The sequence below is a fragment of the Pseudomonas sp. NCHU5216 genome, from assembly GCF_052156495.1.
Lineage (GTDB): Bacteria > Pseudomonadota > Gammaproteobacteria > Pseudomonadales > Pseudomonadaceae > Aquipseudomonas.
Genome location: NZ_JBQLIX010000060.1, coordinates 1 through 22,775, shown reverse-complemented (window position 1 = coordinate 22,775; position 22,775 = coordinate 1). Strand labels below are relative to the sequence as shown.

Genomic DNA, 22,775 nt, shown 5'->3' with positions numbered 1-22,775 from the left:
TGCTTCATTGAGAAACTCGGGCAACGGGATTGGCCTATTTCACCAGAAACGGGAAGTCTTCTTCAGACTTTCCTTAGCGAGATGAGCTTCAGCAAGGACTGGAAGACGGGCATGTTCTTGAGCTCATCTTGTCTAGAAACCTTTGAGCCAACAGAACTGTCGGCACCTGAAGTTCAGTACGGCCGGATCAATCTTCTTCAATGGTGATGGCAGCTACCGGGCACTCTTCGACGGCAAGCCTTGCTTTCGCCTGGAGTTCTTCACTCGGCGTTTCGTTCACGAGATAGGCTATGCCGTCACTGTCCAAGGCGAAGAACTCAGGGCTCGCGATAACGCAAGCGCTGCTGCCAATACACAGGCTGCGGTCAAGTTTTATTTTCATCGTCATCACCAGCGTTGGTTGTTTGTTAAAAAGAGCGTCTGTTGTCAGGTTCGGGGTTCCATCCAACAGACGCTAAAGCCTCCCGAACTTGTCCTTGTTCAGGGCGGGGCAATTAGAAGAACATGTTCAAGCCCACCAACAGGTTGAGGGCGTTGTCGAGCTTCGGCGTGAACGCCGGGTTTTGTACGTGGCTGATTCCGGTACTCAAATACACGCCTGAATGCAGGCGGGTCATGTAAGAGGCGGTGATGGAGGTGGTGTCGCTCTCTACATCCACCCCAAAGCCCCGATAGACACGGATTGCATCGTCGCTGAACACGCTGTGGCTGTAAGTCAGCGAGATCATGTCGAATGGTCGGGATGCAAAGGTTCCGAGTCGATAGAGCCGGCCTTCGTAATAACGCGAATAGAGGTTTCGATCCGGTGGGGCATAGTTGAAGCTCCCGCCCACGTACCAACCCTGGAAGGGAAGGCCGTTGGCATCCGGCTGCGTTATCTGGACGTCGGCTGCGGCGTAAGTCATGTAGTTGGAGCTGCTTCGATCCGCCTCATCGAAACGCTTGTAGTTCGACTCATTCTGCAGAAAGCCGCCGCGGATCCACTTGTACTTGTTCGAGGCACTGGCCGCCTTTTTCAGGCCGATTTCATCGATGGCCAGCAACCCGGTGTGATCCGTGCGCCATCGGAAGCCATGGGAGTTGGTATCGACCTCCACCTGTGCGCCATCGGGGCTCGTACTACGCTGCAGACCGAGCTTGTTGTAGTAGCCTGCCTTGCTGTTGTAGGTAATGTTGAGGCCGGGCGAGGCCATTGGCAGGCGGCTGAGGCCAAGTTGGAAAGGAATGACTGAGTTTGGCCCCTGTGCTCCCCCGGCCAGCGAGCCACCGGTGTAGATGCCGATGAACTCGAGCGCATTACTGAGGTATCCGCCTTTTATCTCCCATTGGCGATCATTGAATGACCGATAGTAAGCCAGCCGACTCAGCGAGCCTTTGGTTCGCGGGCCCATGGGTTCCCAGGTGGCCGTATCAGCCACGGCGCCGAGGATCAGTTGGGTTTGATCATTTCCATCCTGCCCCAGGTCGTAGGTCATGATGAATTGCTGGGTGGTATAGATCGTCAGATCCTGGCCGCTGTAATGCTGCCGGCCAGACTGCGAAGGGGTATTCGAGTCGAACACGGCATTGTTGAGGCTGACCAGTTGAACACCGATGCCGTAGCGTGCCAGGTCGCTACGAAAGCCTCCTACGTCAGTCAGAACGCTGTCGCGGACGGCCGGAATCTTGATCAGTGTTCCTTGTTCCTGCAGCCTGTCCAGCTTTGCATAGGGGTTGGTGGGCTTCGCTGGCGGCGTTTGTGGCGGGGCCGGAATGGGCTCCGGCTGAGCAAGAGCCATTTCAAGAGGGGCCATGCCCCCGAGGGTCAGGGTCAAACTGAGTAGTGCTGCACGGCTAATTGTATTGTTGTTATATCCAACACTTGCCATCTTCTTTCTCCGGGCAATTTTTAGGCAAAGCGACCCCTGGCATGTGCTATTTCATGTAGGCACATGCTGAATGTCGTTCTGCTTTGAGAGGGAGCCAGCTAACTGATGTTTGCTTGGCTGAATCGCTGATGATGTTGAACACCTTCGCAGCAAGAGCCACTCTGCGCTCTATGCTGAACATCCTGTTCTACGAATGTGCTCGAACCAGGCGGGCTGAATACCTCGCCAGCCAGCTATCAGGCTCCCAACCTGTTGGCTAGGTTGATCACCTTGGCCTGAGTGAACTCCTTCAAACCATCCAGACCTTGCTCTCGGCCGATGCCGGACTGCTTGGCGCCTCCGAACGAAACGTCGAAAGGCATATCCAGATGTTTGTTCACCCATACGGTGCCAGAGTCGATGCGCATTGCGACCTCCAGGCCACGGTGATGATCCTTGCTCCAGACGGTGGCCCCCAAACCGTAATCGCTGTTGTTGGCCCGATCGATGACCTCATCGATCGAGTGGTAGGCCAGTACCGGAATCACAGGGCCGAATTGCTCTTCTTGCACCAGCCTGGCGCTTTCAGGCAGGTTCTTGATGATGGTGGGAGCGATGAAGTAGCCCGGCCGCGCCAGGGCTTCGCCGCCGGCAATCACCTCGCCCTGCGAGCGAGCATCCTCGATCAGCTCCAGAACCTTTTCATACTGAGCCTTGTTCTGCAGCGGGCCGACCTGAGTGTCAGCATTCAAGCCATCGCCCACTATTGCCTGTGTCGCCAGTGCGCCGAGCTCCTGGCAAACGGCTTCGTACAGCGAGTCCGGTACATAGATGCGCTTGGCTGCGAGGCAGACCTGGCCGCAGTTGATCATGGCCGCGTCGAAGATCTTCGAGGCAACCTGCTTGGCGTCCACATCGTCCAGAATGATCGCGGCATCGTTACCGCCGAGTTCCAGCGTCAGGCGTTTGAGCGTTGACGCGGCGCCTTGCATGACGCGCTTGCCCGTCGCGGTGGAGCCGGTGAAGGTCACCTTCGCGACATCGGGATGGCTGCTGAGAATCGCCCCCAGATCGTTGTCGTCGATGATGACGTTGACTACGCCTGGCGGAAAGATATCGGCGGCCAGAGCGCCGATGAAGGCGCTTGTCAGCGGGGTCATGGGAGAAGGCTTGGCAACCAGGGTATTGCCCGTGATGAGCGCTGGGGCAATCTTCATCACCAGGATCATCACGGGGAAATTCCAGGGGGTAATGGCTGCGACTACGCCCAGGGGCGAACGCTGCTCGAGGATCTTGCCTTCAGCCGTCTCGCGGATGACCTCAACGGGCAGGCCCTGCTCGCTGTAGTAATTCAGCGCCGCAACTGCGCCGACTATTTCCATGCGTGATTGGGCGATCGGTTTGCCCTGCTCCTGGGTCAGCAGAGTGGCCAGTTCTTCGCTTTTCTCGGCGATTGCAGCAGCAAGCCTTCTCAGGCATTCGCCGCGTTTGGGGTGGGGGAGTGCAGACCATTGGCGGTACGCATGCTTGGCGGCCCGTATCGCCTGGTTCAGCAGTGCTTCATCCGCCCTGGCGCACTTTTCAAACACTTCGCCAGTTGCGGGGTTGATTACATCCAGGGTGGTTGGGCCATCCACGAGCACGCCGTTGATGAGCAGACGGAACTTCATTGTAATTACCTGTTGTTGTTGTTTTTTGGATCTGAGTGTTTTCGCACGCATCACTCATTGCAGATCGAATCTGACCACCTGCAGGTGGTCAGATCTTTCATCAATCCCAGCCGCGCTTTTTCTTCGCTTCGGCGTGCAGCTTGCGCGCCGCCATGATCAGTTTCACCGCGTCCGGGCCCCACATGATTCGCATGAAGTAGCGCTCGATGGGCGGCTGCTGGATCAGCCAGATGAAGGGCAACAGGAGCGTTTTACCGAGGAAGATCCATTTGTCCCGCGATGCCGGGATGCCCATGTTGCGGCGGGTTTTGCCCGATAGCGCCGCATACACCGGAATGTTGAAGAGCTTGTTGTGCAAAAAGAGCTGGAACTTCACCTTACGTTGAGAAGGGTGCCAGTTTTTCTTCATCGACTCTTCAACCACTTCTTTGAAGCTCTGGCCGGTTTCCGGAATGATGTCTATCGAAGACGGCATACCGAAAAGGCGTTTGTCACGCTCGTAATGCGCCTTGATTTCCTCTACCGACGCCGGAACCTTTTCTTCGTGAGGGAACAGCTTGCAGTACTCGGCGACTTCGGCGAAGAACTGATCGCGCTTTTCCGGCAGCATTCGGCTGGGGAACTTCAGGCCGCGGAAGGCGAGAGATTCGTACACCCAGAGCATTGAGTGCATTTCGGTGATGGCAGCCCACATGGATTCGCGCGGAGAGTTGGCATCGTAGCCGCCCAGATCCGGCTCAGCGATGTTGATGCAATCCCCAACCACTTTGGAGTGGATGTTGCCGAGGTGTTTGGCGACTTTCTTGGCAGTAACCGAATCACCCAGCCACATGGGGGCGTGGATGCCCGAGTTGCGTTGTGTGCGGTCGAAGAGATCGAAAATTGTCAGGGTGCCTTTGCGGGCCTTGCGCGAGATCGGATCCCAATCGCGCACACCGGCATGGACCGGTTTATAGGTTAATTGCAGGGCGAATTGTGCTGCGCTCTGGAACACCATCGTGGCAGGATGCAGCACGACGTCCCAGGCTACCGAGCCCGGGCCGTAGACTCCGTGATCGACCTTTTCCGCGCTTGCTGCCAGCGTCGGTTCACCGTATCGGCGCCAGCGAGACTCCTTCCCGTACAGTTTCTCCTTGGAGATGACTTTTTCCACCTTGTCGAAGGCGGTCGTGGATTCGGCACTCATTGTTCTGTCCTCTTCTTGGCCATATTCCCGTGCGGGAATAATGCCTAAGCTCTCTCCAATCGAAGAGGCTGTCAAGTGCCTGTTGGCCGCCTGAAGTTTCGAGCCTTTGCCATGCGAGCGGCCGGCTGCCACCTGAAAATCCAGCTTCTCTAGATATTTCAGTTACTTATTCATGGGCTGGGAGTCTGTTGCTGCGTTCCGAATGAAACCAGTCGTGGATAGCGGTTGCTGTTCCGGAGAGGGAACCCGAGAATCGGAGCATCGGGTTTTAAATTCACTGGGGGAAAAATGGCTCGGGTCATACAGCCATCTAAAGCGTCCGAGCGCAGCCGAGGGCAGCGCGCCGGACTGGATCTCAAGCGCATCATCGAGGTTGCGCGGACGATCGAGCACACTGAGCTGTCGATGCAGACCGTAGCCGATGCCTTGAACGTGGATCGAAAGGCCTTGAACTACCACGTCAGGGATCGACAGACGCTGCTGAATCTCGTCGCGATCGATGCATTCGATGGCAATTTCAGCTCAGAAGGTATCTCTGCCGCGGCATCCTGGGACGAGGCTTGTCGACGCTTCTCGCATAACTTCGTCGAAAGCGTTGTGAGCCTGGGGAGTCTGGCTGAACACCTGTGGTTCGGCGATTCGATTTCCGATCTGACCCTGGCGCCTAGCGAGGCGCTTTTCGAGCATTTCCGAATCGCCGGCTTTCACGATGAAGACTCCGTTCGTCTCGTGACCATGCTTGCGATCCTTTGTCTGGGGCATGCCAGGGATATTCTCCAAGCGGCAACCGAAGCCGGTTGCACCCGACCTCGCTCCCTGAAGGCATCTCTGGAGGGTGCCGACCCCAAGGCCTTCAAGAACCTGATACGGATTGCAGCGTTAGGCGTAGACACCTATAGCCGTGAACAGCTCGATTTCACCGTGGATATCTTCATTGAGGGCGCGAGAGGCCGGCTACAAGGCGCTCGTTGAGCCAAGAGCGTAGCGCCCGCATCTCTCAATCCGGCAACCTGACCTTCTTCTTCGCCCCGAACAGATTCCAGCTCGCCACGAACAGCGCCGCCACCAGGGGGCCGATGACGAAGCCGTTGAGGCCGAGCAGGGCCAGGCCGCCGAGGGTGGAAATGAGGATCAGGTAGTCCGGCAGGCGGGTGTCCTTGCCCACCAGAATGGGGCGCAGGATGTTGTCCACCAGGCCGATCACCAGCACGCCGAAGGCGGTGAGGACGATGCCTTGCCAGAGGCTGCCGCTGAGCATCAGGTAGATCGCCACCGGCGCCCAGACGATGCCGGCGCCGGCTGCCGGCAGCAGCGACAGGAAGGCCATCAGCACGCCCCAGAGCAGCGGGCTGTAGATGCCCAGCACCCAGAAGATCAGGCCGCCCAGGGTGCCCTGTACCGCCGCCACCACCACGTTGCCCTTGACCGTGGCGCGCACCACGCGGGTGAACTTGATCTGCAGGCGGCGCTTGGTGGTTTCGCCCAGCGGGATGGCGGCGCGGATGTCATGAACCAGCCTGTGACCATCGCGCAGCAGGAAGAACAGCAGGTAGAGCATGACGAAGAAGCTGACGAAGAACTCGAAGGTGCCCTGACCGATGGCGAACACCTTGGTGGCCAGGTACTGACTGGCGGTCATGGCGCCCTGGGAGATTTTCTCGCGCAGGCCATCGAGGTCGGAAACGCCGAAACGTTCGAGCTGCTCCTGCAGCGAGGGCGGCAGCATGCGCACGGTACTCGTGACGTAGGCGCCGATGTCCAGCTCGCCGGATTCCAGCTTCTGGTACAGGGTGGTGCCTTCGGCCACCACGGCAGAGGTGATCAGCGTCACTGGCAGGATCGCCACCAGCAGGCAGGTGGTCAGGGTCAGCAGGGCGGCCAGGTCACCCTTGCCGCCCAGGCGTTGCGCCAGGCGCTGTTGCAGCGGCGCGAACACCACGGCCAGCACCATGGCCCAGAATACGGCGCCGTAGAAGGGCAGCAGGATCCAGAAGAAGGCGATCGTCACCAGGACGAGCAGGAGGACGAAGGCTTTGCGTTCGAGTGGCATGGGCGGTTCGGGGCGATGGTTCATGCCCCTTAGTCCCCCCGATGGGCGGCAAAGTGCAGAAAAGTTGCCGGTGCCCGCTCACAGTCGGCGAATGGAGCGGCACAGCGTGACGATCAGCGTCTGCATCAGCGCCAGGGCGATGAGGAAGCTGGCCACGTAGGACCAATGGCCCAGTTCGGCATGAATCAATACCACCGCGCCAATACCGACGCCGGCACCGATATTGCCGGCCAGGGTGATGAGCGAGTTGGCCTGGGCCGCGTGATCCTTGCCGGCGATCTCTTCGGACATGGCGATGAGCAGGGCATAGCCGGGTAACTGAAAGGCGCCCAACAGCGTGGCATAGAGCAATACGGTGGACGATGTGCTGGCCTGGTAGAGCAGGCAGATGCTCAGCATCACCGCTACGCCACAGGCGGCGAGCACGATGAACTTGCCGCCCAGGCGTTCGGCCAGTGGCGCGACGAACAGCGAGCCGACCACGCCGCCTGTGATCATCAGTGCGCCGGCCGCCGACAGGGTTTCGACGGCGAAGCCGTGCTCTCTGAGCATGGGCTCCAGGCACAGCGCCAGGGCATTGAACAGGCCGCAACCGATGATGGTGGTGACCAGCACAGGCACCATGGCCGGCGCCCGCAGCAGTGGCAGCAAGCCGCCCTCGATGCCTGACGGAATGAGGTCATGGCCCTGCATGTGGGTACAGAACCACAGCAGCACCGCTGGTATCAGGCCCACCAGGCCGGTGAGCAGCAGTGCCTGGGTGATGCCGTAGGCTTCTACCAGCAAGGGTGGCAGGCCAAGGCCCAGGGCCAGGCCGAGGAACACCCCGGCCGTGCTGATGCCGATGGCGGTGCCGCGTTCGGCGTCGTCGAACCACTCGATGGACATTTTCGCCACACCATTGAGCAGCATCGGTTGTGACAGGCCGATGAGCACTTGCCCGGCCATCAGGCTGAAGAAGCTGCCGTCGAACCTGAACCCCAGTGGCAGCGCCAGCAGGCCGCACCCCCAGGCTGCGCCTCGGCGAAAGCCGATCCGGTCGATCAGGCGGCCACAGGGAATGGAGAACAGGATGCACAGCAGCGGTATGACCAGAATGCTCAGGCTGCTGGCCAGCTCGCCCAGACCATAGTGCTGTTGGATCTGTGCCTGCTGGGGAATGAGAAAGCTGACCTGTGCCTGATTGCTGCACAGCACCAGGGCGAACAGGGCTGCGACTGCCCAGCGCCGCTGGCTCATGGGGTGGGTGGCAGCTGGCGCGAGGCTGTCGGCCGGGTTTTGGCTGGGGTAACCCATTTCTTGTATGAACCTCGCGGGTGAGTTGGGTATATAAACATGAGCGATGCTTATGTTTAGCCTGGTAGGCGGGAAATGGGAAGAGGGGCCAGTGAAATTTGGGTCATCGCATTTTCAGGGGGAATGCGTGGTTGAGACCGGACTGGCAATACGGTGTCAGTTGTTCTTGTGTCTGTTCCGAATTGCCGCGTTTTTCTTGATGTTTTTTGGTTTCGCCCTCCCGGGCGAGTCACTTTTGCCGCGGATGGCCGGCCCGACAAAAGTAACCAAAACCTCCGCCCTTTCATCCGGCCCTGGCTGCGCCAGGGTTCGCTCACTCCATCGCCGTTCCAGAGGCCCGACCGGATGCGGCCCACCGACGGTGGGCCATCCCTGGCCCATCGCGGCTCTCGGCTTTGGCATCCTGCGTCGCTCTACCTCCTGCATCCATGCAGTCGTCGCGACATCCATGTCGCTCAACCTCTTCCACGACGATTCCGTTCGCCCTCCTGGGCGGGCTGTGCACGCGCCTGAACCCTAGGTAACCCCCTGCCCCAACGGCGTACTGCTTCGCGAGTACGCCCTACGCCGATGCTTGGCAGCCGTAGGGCGGACTCAGGAGCCTAAGCGAACAGTCCGCCGGGCCATGACGAGTTCGGCACCGCAACCTACGTCCAATACTCCCAACGGCGTACTGCTTCCGAGCGGCCGGCGTCCCGGTGCGCCCTACGCGAATGAAACTATTGTTTTAACCAGGCGCCCCATCGCGACTTCACAGCTACCAGAACACGCCGGGCAGCCCATGGCATGCCAGCTCGTTCAGGCGCGCGAATGGCCCCTTCAGGAGGGTGAGCGCTATCGTTGCGTAGAGGGGCGAGCGGCATGGATGCCGCGAGAGGCGCAATAGGCCAGGGATGGCCCATGTACGCCGACCCTCGGAGCAACGATGGAGCCAACGAACCCCGGCGCAGCAGGGCGGAGGCGCCTAGCTCGGATGGCGGGGCCCCAGCGCTGATGCGCAGCTCATCGGTGACAGTACCCGCTGCAATCGGGGTGACGGTGAAACGCGTCACGCGCGATAGGTTGGTGGCGGTCATGTCGTACATGCCGATGGTCGAGGCCATGTCGATGACCTACTCGCGCACGTTGCGGTTGCCGCCACCGCCGCGGTAGTTGCGCAGGGTCTGGCGGTCGGTGGTGAAGCTGATGTTGAAGGTGTCGCAATTGCCGATGTCGATCAGCGGATCCTGCGTCTGGTAGAGGCGAGCGTACGGAATGCCCTCGCCGATGAACGAACGGTCGATCTGAGCCATGGGACTCTCTTAATGATCGTGGGGTTTACGGGAGGGGCGCTTACTTGGTTTCGGCAACCGGCTCAGCAGAGGCCTCGATGGTGGCAGGCTTGGCCTTCGCACCGACCAGATAACCGCGCTGCTCGGCGTGCGCGGCCACGTCGGCGTCGACTTCATGTTCGCCCTTTTTGAAAAGCTGCACCTTGCCGTTCTTCTGGTAGTTGAAGGGCTTTGCCACGTTGATCTTGGGCATGGGTTGAGCGAGGCGCCGAATGCGGCCGGGTCGGAGTACGCGAACGGGCGAAAGCCCCACAGCTCGAACTCCGTCAGCCCAGGGCTGAACAGGTAACCCATCACCAGGCTGATGATGAAATAGACCAGCCGCTTCCAGATCTCGATCTCATGGCGCGCCATGAAGAAAATCAGCGAGCCGCACAGCGCTCCAGTGGCGGCGTCGCCGTCGATGCCGGCCAACCAGCCGGCAGCAGCGCTGACCAGCAGCCCGCCTGCCACAACCGAACTCGGCCCGCTCATAAACCCTCCCAGGCGGCCAAGGGCCAGAATAAACAACCCGCGTTCTACGGAAACGGCGGCCGCACCGGCCAAGTAGAGCCAGCCAGAAATAAAAAAGCCCCGCATGGCAGGGCTTGATCTCGAGAGGCTTGGCTTAGTTCTTGAGCATTTCTTGGCCGGTCGCCTGGATGCTGTACATAGACACAGACTTAGAGAGCATGAACATTTCGACTTCAAACACGAACGAGGCCCCAGCTCGGGCATCGGCCACCATATCTGGCGCCAAGTCAGCCAACTGGTACGAACCGCTCTTGGTAAGAGCGGTCTTCATGACGGTTCTCGTTCCGCCGTTCAAGCGCGACGTAGTACGAATCGCATAATACAGAGTAGGACTTGTCATGTTCTTGTTTATGCTCACGCGTAGATTTCCAGCTTGACCCGCTGGTCGAGCAAGCTCCACATACATGTACTGGTAGTATCGGATCGCATTACTGCTCGTGGATCCTGGAGTAACGCTACAGCCAGAAGCATCTGCCGGCCTGGTGAAATAATTGTACGCATCGTATGGCACAAAAGAGCAGCCAATGATGCCATCTACCAGCGGCGAAATTTGAAACGTCTGCGTATTACCAAGTTTAAAGACCTTGGTAACAACATAGCGAGGTTCAACAGTGACCAACTCTGGCGGTTTTTCAATTGCCAGACCTTCATATGGGGTACTGAAGCGAACGGCGCGCCTTGTTGGGCAATTCGAGACTGAAATGCCCGATTCAACGGTCAGGTAGCCGGGCGGTCGCCCGATATTTTCACACTGGATGATTTCGCGAGCCGAAGCCGGCAGAGAGAGCCCAGCGGTCGCTGATACAAGAGCGAAGATCAGAGCCAAGCGCTTAGTCATTGCGTACTTTCCTTGTGGTGGTAAATCCCTGTGATCGAACCGCGATCGAATGGCCCTCACGCTAGCACAACCTCAAAAACATTCTAGTGCTAAAGGCATAATTTACCTCAGGCGTTGGCGTCTAAGACAAAGCCCCGCGTCGCGGGGCTCTGAATCCGAGCCGGGTCTCAGGTTGTGCGACACAGCACGTGGCGCTCTGTTGCTCGCTAGGCGTACCTATCGAATCGTGGGGACTTTGTATCCCCCGAGTGACAAACCGAAAAGCCCCGATTATGGGTTATTCCAGCCGGCGCCCTTCGGAACCTTGCCGGCGCCTTACGGAGCCGAGTCACCAGACGAACGGTCACGCTTGAGCTCAGCACCACGGCCACGGTGCGCCGCATCCGCCTGCTGCACTGCCGCCTTGCGCACCCGATCATCCGCCCGGCGCGCCTCACGCCGCAGCGCCGTCAGCTTGCCCTGGCGTTCCAGCAGCCCGGCCTGCAGGCGCTCATGCAGCACGCCAACCTGCCGGTAGTAGGCGCGCCGGCCTGTCTCTCCACGCCCCAGCTCCAGCACGTCCACCTGCTCGGCGATGGTCAGCCGGGGTTCGTTGCGGTACTGCACACGCGCCAAGCGACCCAGCAGCTGCCCGCCCTCCTGCCGCTCGATGACGTACAGCACCTGGTTCACCTCAGCCGCCGCGTAATCCGGCCCGGCACCGGCCACCAGCAGCTTGGCGCCGTACACGCCACCACGCGGCGCACAGCCGGCGAACTCGACGATGGTGCCCATGGCGCTGGGCAATCCGACTCCCTGGCCGTTCTGGGCCAGTTGCTCGCCCCAATGCGTCAACAGAGTCTCGATAGACTCAATCATTGCTGTGCCCGCCCCGTAGTAATCAACGATTCAACAGCCGCTCTTTCTCAAACTCAGCGTCCAAGCGGAGCTTGCGAGCAGCAAGCGGCTCAAGCATTTTCACCACAGCCAGGAAGTCCGGCAGCGCCTCGGCAGCATCAACCAGGATGTAATCAATATTTGATTCATCAATATTCACATCGAACACGTAGACCACGCCAGGGAGTTCATCTGCAGCCCGAACAGCAGCATCGCGGCGGTAGAGCACATAGACGCCATCCTCTTCGTCGTAGCGCACGAAACCGAGGCCCTTGTACATCAGGTCATCGTCAAAATTCTCCCAGTTGGCCAGGCTTGGCTTTACAAGCTCCTCCAATGTCTCACCAACCTTCACCAACCCGCCCTTCTCAACCTTATAAACGGCCATTTGCTTGCCCCTCGTGTCAAAAACTAACCATAGCCGCTTTTTGCCAAATCCTAACCACCTAAACTCCTATCTAAATCAATACTTTCAAGAAGATTGGTTATGGTGGTTAGGGGTACTCGCTTGTATGAGAAAATCGACGTTCCTAGAGTCTGCCAACCGAAGCGCACGCGCGCGCAAACCCTACCCACCCTAACCAGGCGCACGCATCAAGGAGCCTCATTCCGAGCCCCCTTGAACGGCTCTATCCACCCCTTGCACTTCTCCCACTTGCTCGGCGTCCAACCCGCCTCAGCAGCTCGGTCACGGAACGTCTTAACCATCGCTTTACACCGAGAACGAAAGCACACTCACACAAACTTGCCAGTCCGGCGTCAAGACTGACTTTCCCGAGATCCCGCGAAGAACCTGAAACTTGTTCCCTGTCAGCCGGTGTTTGCGCTGTTCTAGGATGGCGTCTGCGTGGTGCTTGACAGCTCTGGGATACTGGATAGCACGAGGATGATCAGTCGAGGAGGTTTGCCCATGCGTGACGAGGAACTCAAGACGCTGTTCGATCAGCAGGCGGCGGGTTACGACCAGCAGTGGGCGGGCATGGCGCCGATCCGCCAGGCGCTGTACCTGCTGCTCGATGCACTGTTCACCGAGCTACCGGCCGACGCGCGGATTCTCTGCGTCGGCGCGGGCACCGGAGCGGAGATCGGCTACCTGGCCGAGCGCTTTCCCGCGTGGCGCTTCACGGCGCTCGACCCCTCGGGGGCGATGCTCGAGCAGTGTCGGCAACGAGCACAGCGCGGCGGTTTTCTGCAGCGTTGCGACTTCCACGAGGGTTACCTGGATACGCTGGCGGCACAATCCGCTTATGACGGCGCCACCTGTTTTCTGGTCTCGCAGTTTTTCCTCGACACCTCGGCCCGCACCGACTTCTTCCGGCAGATCGCGCAGCGCCTCAAGCCCGGCGCATTGCTGGCCAATGCGGATCTGACCTGTGATACCCGAACGCCCGCTTACGAGGTGTTGCTGCGCCAGTGGATGACCCTGATGTCTGCGGCCGGGGTGCAGCCTGAAATGCTCGAGCGGGCGCGAGCCGCCTATGCCCGGGATGTGGCCGTGCTGCCGGCGCAGCAGGTGGCCGGCATCATCGAGGCGGCGGGGTTCAGTGCGCCGGTGCAATTCTTCCAGGCTGGGCTCATGGGCGGCTGGAGTTGCCGACGTTTGGCCGAGGCCTGAACGCTGCCTATCCGGCCATTCACTCCGTTCGGCTGTCGTGCTCGCGGTCGCGCGGGTAGTGTCGGCCGAGGGGGAAGGGCGGTAGCCAGGCCTCGCGGCGGATGGTCCAGAGTTCGTAGGTGGGGGTGAACTGGTTCGGTTCGTCCAGCGAGCCAAGGTTCAGCTCGATCTCATCCGCCGTGCGCGAGAACACCGACGAGCCGCAACGCGGGCAGAAATGACGGCCGCCGTACTGGCCGGTTTCGCCTTCTATCGTCAGCGCCTCTTGCGGAAATATCGCCGAGGCATGGAAGAGGGCGCCGTGGTACTTGCGGCAGTCCAGGCAGTGGCATACGCCGACCCGGTATGGTTGGCCGCTGGCTGTGAAACGCACCTGGCCGCAAAGGCAGCCGCCGGTAATCTGTGGCATGCGATGGCCTCTCTTTCTTGGGTGTTGGCTGCGACCCTGGCGAGGGCGGCATGTCGGTGGGCCTGTGATGCTGTGAAGGATGTCGCAACGTGCCTTGAAGCAGCCATTGCCTTCGTAGCCCAGGTGAGAGCATGGGCTATCATGCCGCCACTTGTCATGAGCATGGAGATAGCGTGATGGGACTGTACCTGGGGATTGCCGGACTCATCGTCTTTCTGCTGGTGGTGATGTGGGCCGCGCGCAGAAAGCACACAGGCACGCATCACTCGAGCGATGCCGGCAGCTCGACCCTGGACAGCGGGGGCAGCTTCTTCGGTGGTGATTGTGGTGGCGGCGACAGCGGGGGCTGCGGCGGCGACTGAGCACTGCCGTTCTGCTCCCTGTTGCGATCCTTTGCCCTGTATCATCGACGGCAGATTGTCGCGGCTTTCTCAGCATTGACTGCAGGCATGCCGTATTCGTACCTGGGGTCGTGCCGCTGGCAGGCCCAACCTTTTGCGAGTGATGACAGCATGATCGAGGTAACCGAAGTTTCCATTGCCGAGCTGCGTGCCGCGCTGGAGTCCGGCCGCACCACGGCGGTCGAGTTGGTCAAGGCCTATCTGGCCCGCATCGAGGCCTACGATGGGCCGAATACCGCGACCCGGCTCAATGCCGTGGTGGTACACAACCCCGACGCGCTGAAGGAGGCCGAGGCCTCCGATGCACGCCGTGCTCGTGGTGAAACCCTCGGCCCGCTCGATGGCATTCCCTACACCGCCAAGGACAGCTACCTGGTCAAGGGGCTGACGGCGGCTTCCGGCAGCCCGGCGTTCAAGAATCTGCTGGCGCAGCGCGACGCCTTCACCATCGAGCGCCTGCGTGCCGCGGGTGCCATCTGCCTGGGCAAGACCAATATGCCGCCGATGGCCAATGGTGGCATGCAGCGCGGCGTTTATGGCCGTGCCGAGAGCCCGTACAACGCCAACTACCTGACTGCCCCCTTCGCTTCTGGCTCGTCCAATGGCGCCGGCACCGCCACCGCCGCCAGCTTCTCCGCCTTCGGCCTGGCCGAGGAAACCTGGTCGAGCGGGCGCGGCCCGGCCTCGAACAATGGCCTGTGCGCCTACACGCCGTCGCGCGGGGTCATTTCGGTGCGTGGCAACTGGCCGCTGACGCCGACCATGGACGTGGTGGTGCCCTATGCACGCAGCATGACCGATCTGCTCGAAGTGCTGGAAGTGGTAGTGGCTGATGATCCGGACACCCGTGGCGACCTGTGGCGCCTGCAGCCCTGGGTGCCGATCCCGAAAGCCTCCGAGGTGCGCCCGGCCTCCTACCTCGATCTGGCCGCCAGCGCCGATGCGCTGAAAGGCAAGCGCCTGGGCGTGCCGCGCATGTACATCAACAAGGACGAGCTGGCCGGCACCAGCGAAAATCCCGGCATCGGCGGGCCGACCGGGCAACGCATCCACACCCGCGCCTCGGTGATCGATCTCTGGGAGCAGGCCCGTGCCGCGCTGGAGAATGCCGGGGCCACGGTGGTGGAGGTGGACTTCCCGCTGGTTTCCAACTGCGAGGGCGACCGCCCCGGTGCGCCGACCCTGTACAACCGTGGCCTGGTGCCGCACCAGTTCCTGCTGGACGAACTGGGGGAGCTGTCGGGCTGGGCTTTCGATGACTTCCTGCGTGCCAATGGCGACCCCAAGCTCAATCGCTTGGCCGACGTCGATGGCCCGCAGATCTTCCCCCACGACCCCGGCACCCTGCCTAATCGCGAGGATGATCTGGCCTTTGGTATGGACGAATACGTGCGCATGGCTCAGCGTGGCATCACCCCCTGGAACGAGATCGCCAGCGTACCGGACGGCCTGCGTGCTCTGGAGATGACCCGCAAGCTGGATCTGGAAGACTGGATGGATGCGCTCGAACTCGATGCGGTGATCTTCCCTGCCGTGGCCGATGTCGGCCCGGCCGACGCGGACGTCAATCCGCAATCGGCCGACATCGCCTGGAGCAACGGCATCTGGGTCGCCAACGGCAACCTCACCATTCGCCATCAGGGCGTGCCCACCGTCACCGTGCCGATGGGGGTGATGGCCGATATCGGCATGCCGGTGGGCCTGACCTTCGCTGGTCGCGCCTACGACGATTCGGCCTTGCTGCGCCTGGCCTCGGCTTACGAGTCGACCGGCAACAAACGCCTGATTCCACCGCGCACACCGCCATTGGCCTGAACCGCAGCGGCCGGGGGAGGGCTCCCTCCTTCCTCGGCCAGGCTCAGCCACACCCCGCGACTTTCCCGCCATGCACATGGCGCCCACGAGCAAGGAGTTTGCCGCCATGGCATCCCCCGACAAGCAGAAGAAACGTGCCCAGCGAGCCAAGAGCAAGGCCAGGCAGAACCGTATGGGCAAGACCAAGGCCAAGGGCAATTTCCTTCATCCGGTGCTGGCCGATCCGCTGATCGACGAGCCATTCGATGATATCGAGTTCGACCTGAGCACCTTCGATTTCCAGGACATCGAGGCGAATGGCTTCGACCCGGCGCTGTTCGACGAGCTGTTCGTGCGCATGCAGTACGCCGAGCGCACCAGCCTGCTGGCGCTGTGCCTGGTGTTTTTGCAGTACCCGGTGCTAGAGCTGGTGGTGGCCGAGGAGTCGCAAGACTCGGCTACCGATTTCATCATGGCGTTGCTGATTGCCTATCGTGCCTTCTTCCATGATGAGGACGAGGACGCCGCCATCGCCTGGATCAGCAGCGAAGCCTTCCAGAGCGCCTACAACGAGGCTTCGCTGCTTCTGCAGCAGCGCAGCACGCGCGGCGCATAGGCGCGCGTGGCGTCGCCCCCATGTCTTCATCGTCGCGACATATCCACTGACATTTCCTCCTCCTGGCGTCTGCCGCTTAACAGGCTTTTGAAAAACTACCTGCGTTGCCATTGCTGCGTTAAAAACAGGCTCAAAATGCTCATTTACAACTCGTAAACTGCGCTTTTTCGCCTGTTTTTGCCTTGCACTGGCTGCCTCGCCTACGTTTTTCAACGGCCTATTAAAGGTTGCTGAAAGGTTGGCCTTTTAGCCTCCGGGCGCGCTTTTCGCGTGCCGACAAGAAAAAGAGGAGAAAGCGGTTTGTTGACCCTGATTGGTCTGTTGACCATTTGCTGCCTGGTTGTGCTGTTGCTCGTTGGGCGCATGTCGCCCGTTCTGCCATTGATCGTGGTGCCGCTGCTGGGTGCCTTGGCTGCGGGCTTCGGCCCCGAGGCGATTTCCGGTTTCTTCACCGATGGCATCGGTCGCGTCACCGCCATTGCCACCATGTTCGTGTTCGCCATCACCTTTTTCGGCGTGCTGCAGGACACCGGGCTGTTCCGCCCGCTGATCGCTGGCATGGTGCGCCTGACCCGCGGCAACGTGATTGCCGTGACCGTGGCCACCGCCGTGATCGGTATGCTGGCGCACCTCGATGGCGCCGGTGCCACCACCTTCCTGCTCACCGTTCCCGCGCTGTTGCCGCTGTACAAGCAACTGCGCATGAGCCCCTATCTCATGCTCCTGCTGCTGGCTCTGGGCGCTGGCATCTTCAACATGCTGCCCTGGGCCGGGCCGCTGGGCCGCGCCTCGGCCGTGACTGGCATCGAGGTCACCGAGCTGTGGCGCCCGCTGATCACCATTCAGGGCATTGGCGTGGTGCTGCTGGTCGCGCTGGCGGCGCTGCTGGGCTGGCGTGAGCAGCGGCGTATCGCCACCGGCAAGGCCGACGACGAAGGTGTGCTGGTGGAAACCAGCAGCGACCTGCACGAGCCGAGCGCCGAGGAGCGTGAGCTGGAGCGCCCGCGCCTGCTCTGGGCCAACGCCGCGCTGTTCCTGGCCGTGCTGGTATCGCTGTTCTCCGGGGTACTGCCAGCGGGCTACATCTTCATGATTGGCCTGTGCCTGGCGCTGCTGATCAACTATCCGGGCGGCAAGGCGCAGATGCAGCGCATCTCGGCGCACGCGCCGGCGGCACTGAGCATGGGCATGATCATCCTGGCGGCGGGCTCGATGCTCGGCACCTTCACCGGCACCGGCATGCTCACTTCCATCGCCCAGGATCTGGCCGGTGTGCTACCCGCATCGCTGGTGGGGCAGATGCATATCGTGCTCGGCCTTTTCGGCCTGCCCATGGAGCTGATGCTGAGTACCGATGCTTATTACTTCGGCCTGCTGCCGGTGACCCTGGAAGTGGTCAGCGCCCAGGGCGTGGAGCCAGCCAGCGTGGTCTACGCGCTGACCATCGGCAATATCATCGGCACCTTCATCAGCCCTTTCTCGCCGGCGTTGTGGCTGGCCTTGGGCCTGGCCGGGCTGGATCTGGGGCGGCATATCCGCTACTCGCTGTGGTGGATGTGGGGTTTTTCGCTGGTGCTGTTCGGTGCGGCCTGGGGGCTTGGTCTGTTCTAGCAGGCTGTTGAAAAACTACCTGCGTTGCCATTGCTGCGTTAAAAACAGGCTCAAAATGCTCATTTACAACTCGTAAACTGCGCTTTTTCGCCTGTTTTTGCCTTGCACTGGCTGCCTCGCCTACGTTTTTCAACGACCTGCTAAGGCCCGTTCATCTGGCTCGGCTGCGCCACCGGCGGGCAAGGCCGTCTGGATCACCGCGAGCGGCGAGGCCATTGGCGCCGCTCGCTGAGCCTCTGGCCCCAGCCAACAACGCAAATAGCCAATCAGGATGATGGCCAAGTGCCGATTATTCATGTCTCATAGCTCAACCCGGTGTGGTGTCCTAAGCTTCTTACGACACGATCGGTAAGCCGCCGCCAAATGGCAGGCCATGGCCGTTTGCCGAGCGTCAGCCGTGAGACTGATTGATTGAGAAAAAAACACAGCCGTTTCGTTTGGCGCGCTTTGCTGCCACGAGCCCTGGGATTGCCGGTCGGTGCGCTGTGCCTGAGCGTGCCGTTGTGGGATCTGCAGCGGCCGCTGTGGGTCTGGCTTGGCCTGGGGGCTTTCACTTTTATCTGGCCCTGGCTGGCGCTGGCCCTCAGTTATCGCTATCACAACCCGGTGGAGAACGAGCGCCGGCATATCCTCTTCGATTCCTTCGCCAGCGCCTTCTGGGTGGTCGCGGCTGGCTTCAGCCCGCTGGCCACCAGCGTTGCCTTCGCCATGCTGCAGGCCAACAGCGTGGCTGCCGGCGGCATTCGCTTCGTCGCTCTGGGGCTCCTGGCTCAGGTGGCGGGGCTGTTGGTGGGCCTGCTGGTGTTCGGCTTCACCTTCGTCGATGCCATCAGCCTGCGCCATCTGCTGGTGTGCCTGCCGATGTTGATTCTGCATCCGCTGGTGATCGGTTCGACGCTCTACGGTCTGGCCCAGAGCGTGGCGAACAGCCGTCAGGCCCTGCGCACGCTGAGCCAGACGGACAGCCTTACCGGCGTTTTCAATCGGCGTCACTGGACGGAGCTGGCCGTGCGCGAATTCCAGCGCTGCAAGCGCGACAACAGCACGGCTTGCCTGGCGCTGATCGATGTCGATCACTTCAAGTCGGTCAATGACACCCTGGGCCATGTGGCGGGCGACGAACTGCTGGTGCGTCTGGGGACTGCGCTGCGTGAGTGCCTGCGCGAAACCGACCTGGCCGGTCGCTATGGTGGTGACGAGTTCTGCGTGCTGTTGCCCAGCACCGATGGTCATGGCGGATACACCCTGCTCGAGCGGCTGCGGGCGCTGGTCGCCAGGGATGAAGCCGGGCAGGTGCAACTGAGCATCGGCCTGGCCGTCTACGACCCGCGCTTGCGTTCGGTCGAGGACTGGATACGCCAAGCCGACGAAGCGCTCTACCAGGCCAAGGCGCGGGGGCGCAACCAGGTCGTGGTGCTGGCACCCAAGGCCGGGCAGCAGACTCAGGCGTTACTCAACTGATCTCCACCTGATAGCGGAAGTTTTCCGCCGCGGCCTGGGACAGGCGGTACTCCAGCGGGGTGCGGTCATAGCCCAGGGCGATGCGTTCGATGACCACGGTCGGGCTGCCTTCGACGACATCGAGCCTGGCCGCCAGTGAGGCATCGGCCGCGGAGACGGTGAGGGTTTCCTGCGCCGAGGCGATGCGCTGACCGCAGCGCTCCTCGTAGAAGGGATAGAGCAACTGGGGAAAATCCTCCGGCGCAATATCCTGCAGAGCAGTGAAGCGCGAGGCGGGCAGCCAGATTCGCTCGTAGAATAGCGGACGGCCCTCCACCAGGCGCAGGCGGTGCAGGTGAAAGCAGATCTCGCCCTCGGCTAGCTGCAAGGCCTGGCGCGCGGCCTCATCAGCGGGGGCACGCTGGCAGTCGAGGATGCGGCTCAGCGGCACCTGGGTGAGGCCACTGGCGCTGACCTGACGAAAGAAACGGAACAGCGAACCGTCGAAATTCGGCCGTCGCACGAAGGTGCCGCGCCCCTGAGCACGCACCAGCAACCCTTCGGCCACCAGGGTCTCCACGGCCTTGCGCACCGTGCCCACAGCCACGCCGTACTGGCGGGTCAGCTCCGCTTCGGTGGGGATGGCCTCGCCTGGCAGCCACTGGCCAGCGGCAATCTTCGCCAGCATCTCGTCCCGTAGCCGTTGGTACAGCGGCAGACGTTCATCCTGTCCCAGGGGTGTAACGCTCATAGATCACGCATCCGAATTTCGACCGATCGTCACTTTACCACTGGGTGTCGCGTTGACAGCAGTGGAACTCTATCGATAGAGTCATATATTCATATATATGACTGAATGTCTGTATAAAAAGCAGCCGCCTCGACGAGCGGCGCGAACAATGAACGACAGAGGTAGTTTCGTGACGCCCATGCCTACTGCCAGCTTTACCGGCATCGACACCCATGCCCACATCTTTCGCCAGGATCTGCCGATGGTGCCTGGTCGTCGCTACAGCCCTGCGTATGACGCCACGGTGGAGCAGTACCTGGCCCATCTGGATGGCTGTGGCCTGTCTCATGGCGTGCTGATCCAGCCGAGCTTTCTCGGCACCGACAACCATTACATGGTCGAGGCGCTGCAACGTTTCCCTGAACGCCTGCGTGGCGTGGCGGTGGTCGATGCGCAGGTGAGCGACGCCGAGCTGGACGCGCTGGCCGCCGCCGGCGTGGTAGGCGTGCGCCTGAACCTGATCGGCAAGGCCCTGGAGGATTACACCGGCGCGGCCTGGAACGAGCTGTTCCGTCGCCTGGCCCGGCGTGGCTGGCAGGTGGAGATCCAGCGTGGCTTCGACGATCTGGCGCTTATCGTGCCGGCGATTCTCGAATCCGGCGTCACCCTGGTAATCGATCATTTCGGCCTGCCACAGCCCAGCCTGCGTCTGCATGACCCGCAGCACGAGGCCTTCTTCGCGCTGTTCGGTCAGGCGCCGCTGTGGATCAAGCTGTCCGCCGCCTACCGCAGCCAATCCGACCTGGCCCGTGCCCAGGCCGTCACCGCGCGTTTGCGTGAGGCCTGTGGCGGTGTGCATCGCTTCCTCTGGGGCAGCGATTGGCCCAATACCCAGTTCGAGTCGCAGACCCGTTACGATGAGCAGTTCGCGCTGCTCGAGGCCTTGCTGCCCAATCCCGAGGAGCGCCGTCGCGTTCTGGTGGATAACCCTGCAACCCTGTTCGGCTTCGCGTAAGCGGGCCGGCGCTCACATCAGAACAACAAAAGGAGTCAAACCATCATGATGAGCTTGCTCGTCGTCAGCGCGATCGTTCTTGCCGTCGCCTTGGGTTACACCACCAAGATCAACATCGGCCTGTTCGCCATTGCCTTCGCTTATCTGCTGGGCTGTTTCGGCATGGGCCTGAGCCCAGGCGACATCATCGCCATGTGGCCGCTGAAGATCTTCTTCGTGATCTTCTCGGTCTGCCTGTTCTACAGCTTCGCCACCGTCAACGGCACCCTGGAGAAGCTCGCCGGGCACCTGTTGTATCGCTGCCGAGGCGTACCGCACCTGCTGCCGTATGCGATCTTCCTCACTGCTAGCGTGATCGCCGGCATGGGCGCCGGTTACTACACCGTACTGGCCTTCATGGCACCGCTGACCCTGCTGCTGTGCCAGCGCACCGGCATGAGCCTGATTCTCGGCGGCATGGCGGTGAACTACGGCGCCCTGGCCGGGGCGAACTTCGTCTCCAGCCAGAGCGGTATCATCTTCCGTGGCCTGATGACCAGCGCCGGCATGCCGGAGAGCGAAGCCTTCGTCAATGCCCTGGCGATCTTCGCCAGCACGGCGATCATCCCGGTGCTGGTGATCAGCGCTTTCGTCTTCCTCGGTGGCCATGGTCGCAACCTGAAGAACGCGGTGATCAACGCCGACCTGCCGGAGGCCTTCAACCGCGAGCAGAAGCTGACCCTGCTGCTCACCGTGCTGATGATGGTGCTGGTACTGGCTGCGCCGCTGGCGCTGCTGGCCTTCCCGGATAACGCCACGGTCAAGTTCATCAACAGCAAGGTGGATATCGGCCTGATCGCCAGCCTGTTCTCGGTGATCGCGCTGCTGCTCAAGCTCGGTGACGAGCGCAAGGCCATCGCCTCGGTGCCCTGGTCCACGCTGATCATGATCTGCGGTGTTGGCATGCTCATCACCGTCGCCATCAAGGCCGGCACCATCGCGGCTCTGGCGTCCTGGATCAGCGGCAACATTCCGCCGGTGATGATTCCGGTGGCCTTCGGCGTGGTGGCGGCACTGATGTCGATCTTCGCCAGCACCCTGGGCGTGGTGACCCCGGCGCTGTTCCCCATGGTGTTGCCGCTGGCGGCCTCGATGTCGATCGACCCGATGATCATCTTCGTCGCCATCGTGGTGGGTGCTCAGGCCACCTCGATCTCGCCGTTCTCCTCCGGTGGTAGCCTGCTGCTGGGCTCGTGCACCGAAGAGAAGGCGCGCGCCACACTGTTCTCGCAACTGCTGCTGCGCGCCGCGCCCATCGGCTTCGTCGCCGCCATGCTGTTCAACCTGGCGCTGACCTTCCTGTTCTGATGAAAAAAGGTTCATCACATTTTCAGGGGGATGCCTGGTTGACACCGGACTGACAAGTTTGTGTGTTGTTTTCGGTGTTCAAGCTGCTTATCGGTGTTTAGCTGATAGCTCCTGTTTCGCCCCCGGCGACCTTCTTTTGTCAAACGCCACAAAAGAAGGCAAAAAGGCTTGGCCCCGCCATCCGGCCCCG

23 protein-coding genes and 1 pseudogene are annotated in these 22,775 nt (G+C 61.2%); 10 read left to right on the top strand and 14 right to left on the bottom strand.

Annotated features, from left to right (window positions below; genetic code table 11):
- The coding region (locus tag ACSVIK_RS24725; protein ID WP_442446787.1) for a hypothetical protein at positions 1 to 207 on the top strand (207 nt) is incomplete at its 5' end.
- On the opposite strand, the gene ACSVIK_RS24720 is transcribed toward ACSVIK_RS24725, so the two are convergent.
- From ACSVIK_RS24720 to ACSVIK_RS24705, 4 genes are all read right to left on the bottom strand, one after another.
- Complete coding sequence (locus ACSVIK_RS24720; protein ID WP_442446786.1) at positions 188 to 448, bottom strand: ferredoxin; 261 nt, start codon at positions 446 to 448, stop codon at positions 188 to 190. The two genes, ACSVIK_RS24725 and ACSVIK_RS24720, sit on opposite strands and share 20 nt — an antisense overlap.
- A gap of 46 nt (positions 449 to 494) precedes the next feature.
- A complete protein-coding gene (locus tag ACSVIK_RS24715) occupies positions 495 to 1,868 on the bottom strand; it encodes a carbohydrate porin (protein ID WP_442446785.1) in 1,374 nt (457 codons plus the stop codon).
- Positions 1,869 to 2,104: 236 nt separating this feature from the next.
- Positions 2,105 to 3,517 (bottom strand): aldehyde dehydrogenase family protein, encoded by a 1,413-nt coding sequence (locus ACSVIK_RS24710; RefSeq protein ID WP_442446784.1) that lies wholly within the window; start codon positions 3,515 to 3,517, stop codon positions 2,105 to 2,107.
- A 100-nt stretch (positions 3,518 to 3,617) separates the two neighbouring features.
- Complete coding sequence (locus tag ACSVIK_RS24705) at positions 3,618 to 4,703, bottom strand: oxygenase MpaB family protein (protein WP_442446783.1); 1,086 nt, start codon at positions 4,701 to 4,703, stop codon at positions 3,618 to 3,620.
- Positions 4,704 to 4,991: 288 nt separating this feature from the next.
- Here ACSVIK_RS24705 and ACSVIK_RS24700 point away from each other — a divergent pair, with 288 nt between their 5' ends.
- On the top strand, positions 4,992 to 5,675 hold the full coding sequence (locus tag ACSVIK_RS24700; RefSeq protein WP_442446782.1) for a hypothetical protein: 684 nt from the start codon (positions 4,992 to 4,994) through the stop codon (positions 5,673 to 5,675).
- Between the two features lie 25 nt (positions 5,676 to 5,700).
- On the opposite strand, the gene ACSVIK_RS24695 is transcribed toward ACSVIK_RS24700, so the two are convergent.
- The 8 genes and pseudogenes from ACSVIK_RS24695 to ACSVIK_RS24660 form a co-directional block, all read right to left on the bottom strand.
- A complete protein-coding gene (locus ACSVIK_RS24695; protein WP_442446781.1) occupies positions 5,701 to 6,777 on the bottom strand; it encodes an AI-2E family transporter in 1,077 nt (358 codons plus the stop codon).
- 54 nt (positions 6,778 to 6,831) lie between these two features.
- Positions 6,832 to 8,049 (bottom strand): MFS transporter, encoded by a 1,218-nt coding sequence (locus ACSVIK_RS24690; RefSeq protein WP_442446780.1) that lies wholly within the window; start codon positions 8,047 to 8,049, stop codon positions 6,832 to 6,834.
- A 1,112-nt stretch (positions 8,050 to 9,161) separates the two neighbouring features.
- A complete protein-coding gene (locus tag ACSVIK_RS24685; RefSeq protein WP_442446779.1) occupies positions 9,162 to 9,341 on the bottom strand; it encodes a hypothetical protein in 180 nt (59 codons plus the stop codon).
- A 40-nt stretch (positions 9,342 to 9,381) separates the two neighbouring features.
- Positions 9,382 to 9,573: a hypothetical protein gene (locus ACSVIK_RS24680; RefSeq protein WP_442446788.1), complete on the bottom strand. Its 192-nt coding sequence runs from the start codon at positions 9,571 to 9,573 to the stop codon at positions 9,382 to 9,384.
- Positions 9,574 to 9,665: 92 nt separating this feature from the next.
- Positions 9,666 to 9,854 (bottom strand): annotated as a pseudogene (locus ACSVIK_RS24675) (putative holin); the annotation flags it as partial.
- A 133-nt stretch (positions 9,855 to 9,987) separates the two neighbouring features.
- Positions 9,988 to 10,731, bottom strand: coding sequence for a hypothetical protein (locus tag ACSVIK_RS24670; RefSeq protein WP_442446778.1), 744 nt, complete (start codon positions 10,729 to 10,731; stop codon positions 9,988 to 9,990).
- Positions 10,732 to 11,046: 315 nt separating this feature from the next.
- On the bottom strand, positions 11,047 to 11,589 hold the full coding sequence (locus tag ACSVIK_RS24665; RefSeq protein WP_442446777.1) for a hypothetical protein: 543 nt from the start codon (positions 11,587 to 11,589) through the stop codon (positions 11,047 to 11,049).
- Positions 11,590 to 11,611: 22 nt separating this feature from the next.
- Positions 11,612 to 11,995 carry a hypothetical protein gene (locus ACSVIK_RS24660; protein ID WP_442446776.1) on the bottom strand — a complete coding sequence of 128 codons (384 nt, stop codon included), beginning with the start codon at positions 11,993 to 11,995 and terminating at the stop codon, positions 11,612 to 11,614.
- A gap of 522 nt (positions 11,996 to 12,517) precedes the next feature.
- On the opposite strand from ACSVIK_RS24660, the gene ACSVIK_RS24655 reads away from it, so the two are divergent.
- Positions 12,518 to 13,222 (top strand): class I SAM-dependent methyltransferase, encoded by a 705-nt coding sequence (locus ACSVIK_RS24655; RefSeq protein WP_442446775.1) that lies wholly within the window; start codon positions 12,518 to 12,520, stop codon positions 13,220 to 13,222.
- A gap of 19 nt (positions 13,223 to 13,241) precedes the next feature.
- Here the strand turns inward: ACSVIK_RS24655 and ACSVIK_RS24650 are convergent, their stop codons facing one another.
- Positions 13,242 to 13,631 (bottom strand): GFA family protein, encoded by a 390-nt coding sequence (locus tag ACSVIK_RS24650; protein ID WP_442446774.1) that lies wholly within the window; start codon positions 13,629 to 13,631, stop codon positions 13,242 to 13,244.
- A 176-nt stretch (positions 13,632 to 13,807) separates the two neighbouring features.
- On the opposite strand from ACSVIK_RS24650, the gene ACSVIK_RS24645 reads away from it, so the two are divergent.
- From ACSVIK_RS24645 to ACSVIK_RS24625, 5 genes are all read left to right on the top strand, one after another.
- Positions 13,808 to 13,993 carry a hypothetical protein gene (locus ACSVIK_RS24645; protein ID WP_442446773.1) on the top strand — a complete coding sequence of 62 codons (186 nt, stop codon included), beginning with the start codon at positions 13,808 to 13,810 and terminating at the stop codon, positions 13,991 to 13,993.
- A gap of 150 nt (positions 13,994 to 14,143) precedes the next feature.
- Positions 14,144 to 15,847, top strand: coding sequence for an amidase (locus ACSVIK_RS24640; protein WP_442446772.1), 1,704 nt, complete (start codon positions 14,144 to 14,146; stop codon positions 15,845 to 15,847).
- A gap of 106 nt (positions 15,848 to 15,953) precedes the next feature.
- On the top strand, positions 15,954 to 16,442 hold the full coding sequence (locus ACSVIK_RS24635) for a hypothetical protein (RefSeq protein ID WP_442446771.1): 489 nt from the start codon (positions 15,954 to 15,956) through the stop codon (positions 16,440 to 16,442).
- Positions 16,443 to 16,742: 300 nt separating this feature from the next.
- Positions 16,743 to 18,053, top strand: coding sequence for a CitMHS family transporter (locus ACSVIK_RS24630; RefSeq protein ID WP_442446770.1), 1,311 nt, complete (start codon positions 16,743 to 16,745; stop codon positions 18,051 to 18,053).
- 411 nt (positions 18,054 to 18,464) lie between these two features.
- Entirely contained in the window at positions 18,465 to 19,514 is a 1,050-nt protein-coding gene (locus ACSVIK_RS24625; RefSeq protein WP_442446769.1) for a diguanylate cyclase, read from the top strand.
- Here the strand turns inward: ACSVIK_RS24625 and ACSVIK_RS24620 are convergent.
- On the bottom strand, positions 19,507 to 20,244 hold the full coding sequence (locus ACSVIK_RS24620; RefSeq protein WP_442446768.1) for a GntR family transcriptional regulator: 738 nt from the start codon (positions 20,242 to 20,244) through the stop codon (positions 19,507 to 19,509). The genes ACSVIK_RS24625 and ACSVIK_RS24620 overlap by 8 nt on opposite strands.
- 148 nt (positions 20,245 to 20,392) lie before the next feature.
- Between ACSVIK_RS24620 and ACSVIK_RS24615 the strand changes: the two genes are divergently transcribed.
- Complete coding sequence (locus ACSVIK_RS24615; RefSeq protein WP_442446767.1) at positions 20,393 to 21,238, top strand: amidohydrolase family protein; 846 nt, start codon at positions 20,393 to 20,395, stop codon at positions 21,236 to 21,238.
- Positions 21,239 to 21,283: 45 nt separating this feature from the next.
- Positions 21,284 to 22,585, top strand: a complete 1,302-nt coding sequence (locus tag ACSVIK_RS24610) for an SLC13 family permease (RefSeq protein WP_442446766.1) — start codon at positions 21,284 to 21,286, stop codon at positions 22,583 to 22,585.
- Positions 22,586 to 22,775: the final 190 nt, after the last annotated feature.

Coding starts and splice junctions, on each gene's coding strand:
- ACSVIK_RS24655 (WP_442446775.1), top strand. CDS start 12,518: ATGCGTGACGAGGAACTCAAGACGCTGTTCGATCAGCAGGCGGCGGGT.
- ACSVIK_RS24710 (WP_442446784.1), bottom strand. CDS start 3,517: ATGAAGTTCCGTCTGCTCATCAACGGCGTGCTCGTGGATGGCCCAACC.
- ACSVIK_RS24620 (WP_442446768.1), bottom strand. CDS start 20,244: ATGAGCGTTACACCCCTGGGACAGGATGAACGTCTGCCGCTGTACCAA.
- ACSVIK_RS24610 (WP_442446766.1), top strand. CDS start 21,284: ATGATGAGCTTGCTCGTCGTCAGCGCGATCGTTCTTGCCGTCGCCTTG.
- ACSVIK_RS24685 (WP_442446779.1), bottom strand. CDS start 9,341: ATGGCTCAGATCGACCGTTCGTTCATCGGCGAGGGCATTCCGTACGCT.
- ACSVIK_RS24640 (WP_442446772.1), top strand. CDS start 14,144: ATGATCGAGGTAACCGAAGTTTCCATTGCCGAGCTGCGTGCCGCGCTG.
- ACSVIK_RS24660 (WP_442446776.1), bottom strand. CDS start 11,995: ATGGCCGTTTATAAGGTTGAGAAGGGCGGGTTGGTGAAGGTTGGTGAG.
- ACSVIK_RS24700 (WP_442446782.1), top strand. CDS start 4,992: ATGGCTCGGGTCATACAGCCATCTAAAGCGTCCGAGCGCAGCCGAGGG.
- ACSVIK_RS24695 (WP_442446781.1), bottom strand. CDS start 6,777: ATGAACCATCGCCCCGAACCGCCCATGCCACTCGAACGCAAAGCCTTC.
- ACSVIK_RS24665 (WP_442446777.1), bottom strand. CDS start 11,589: ATGATTGAGTCTATCGAGACTCTGTTGACGCATTGGGGCGAGCAACTG.
- ACSVIK_RS24635 (WP_442446771.1), top strand. CDS start 15,954: ATGGCATCCCCCGACAAGCAGAAGAAACGTGCCCAGCGAGCCAAGAGC.
- ACSVIK_RS24690 (WP_442446780.1), bottom strand. CDS start 8,049: ATGGGTTACCCCAGCCAAAACCCGGCCGACAGCCTCGCGCCAGCTGCC.
- ACSVIK_RS24705 (WP_442446783.1), bottom strand. CDS start 4,703: ATGAGTGCCGAATCCACGACCGCCTTCGACAAGGTGGAAAAAGTCATC.
- ACSVIK_RS24645 (WP_442446773.1), top strand. CDS start 13,808: ATGGGACTGTACCTGGGGATTGCCGGACTCATCGTCTTTCTGCTGGTG.
- ACSVIK_RS24680 (WP_442446788.1), bottom strand. CDS start 9,573: ATGCCCAAGATCAACGTGGCAAAGCCCTTCAACTACCAGAAGAACGGC.
- ACSVIK_RS24650 (WP_442446774.1), bottom strand. CDS start 13,631: ATGCCACAGATTACCGGCGGCTGCCTTTGCGGCCAGGTGCGTTTCACA.
- ACSVIK_RS24715 (WP_442446785.1), bottom strand. CDS start 1,868: ATGGCAAGTGTTGGATATAACAACAATACAATTAGCCGTGCAGCACTA.
- ACSVIK_RS24670 (WP_442446778.1), bottom strand. CDS start 10,731: ATGACTAAGCGCTTGGCTCTGATCTTCGCTCTTGTATCAGCGACCGCT.
- ACSVIK_RS24615 (WP_442446767.1), top strand. CDS start 20,393: ATGAACGACAGAGGTAGTTTCGTGACGCCCATGCCTACTGCCAGCTTT.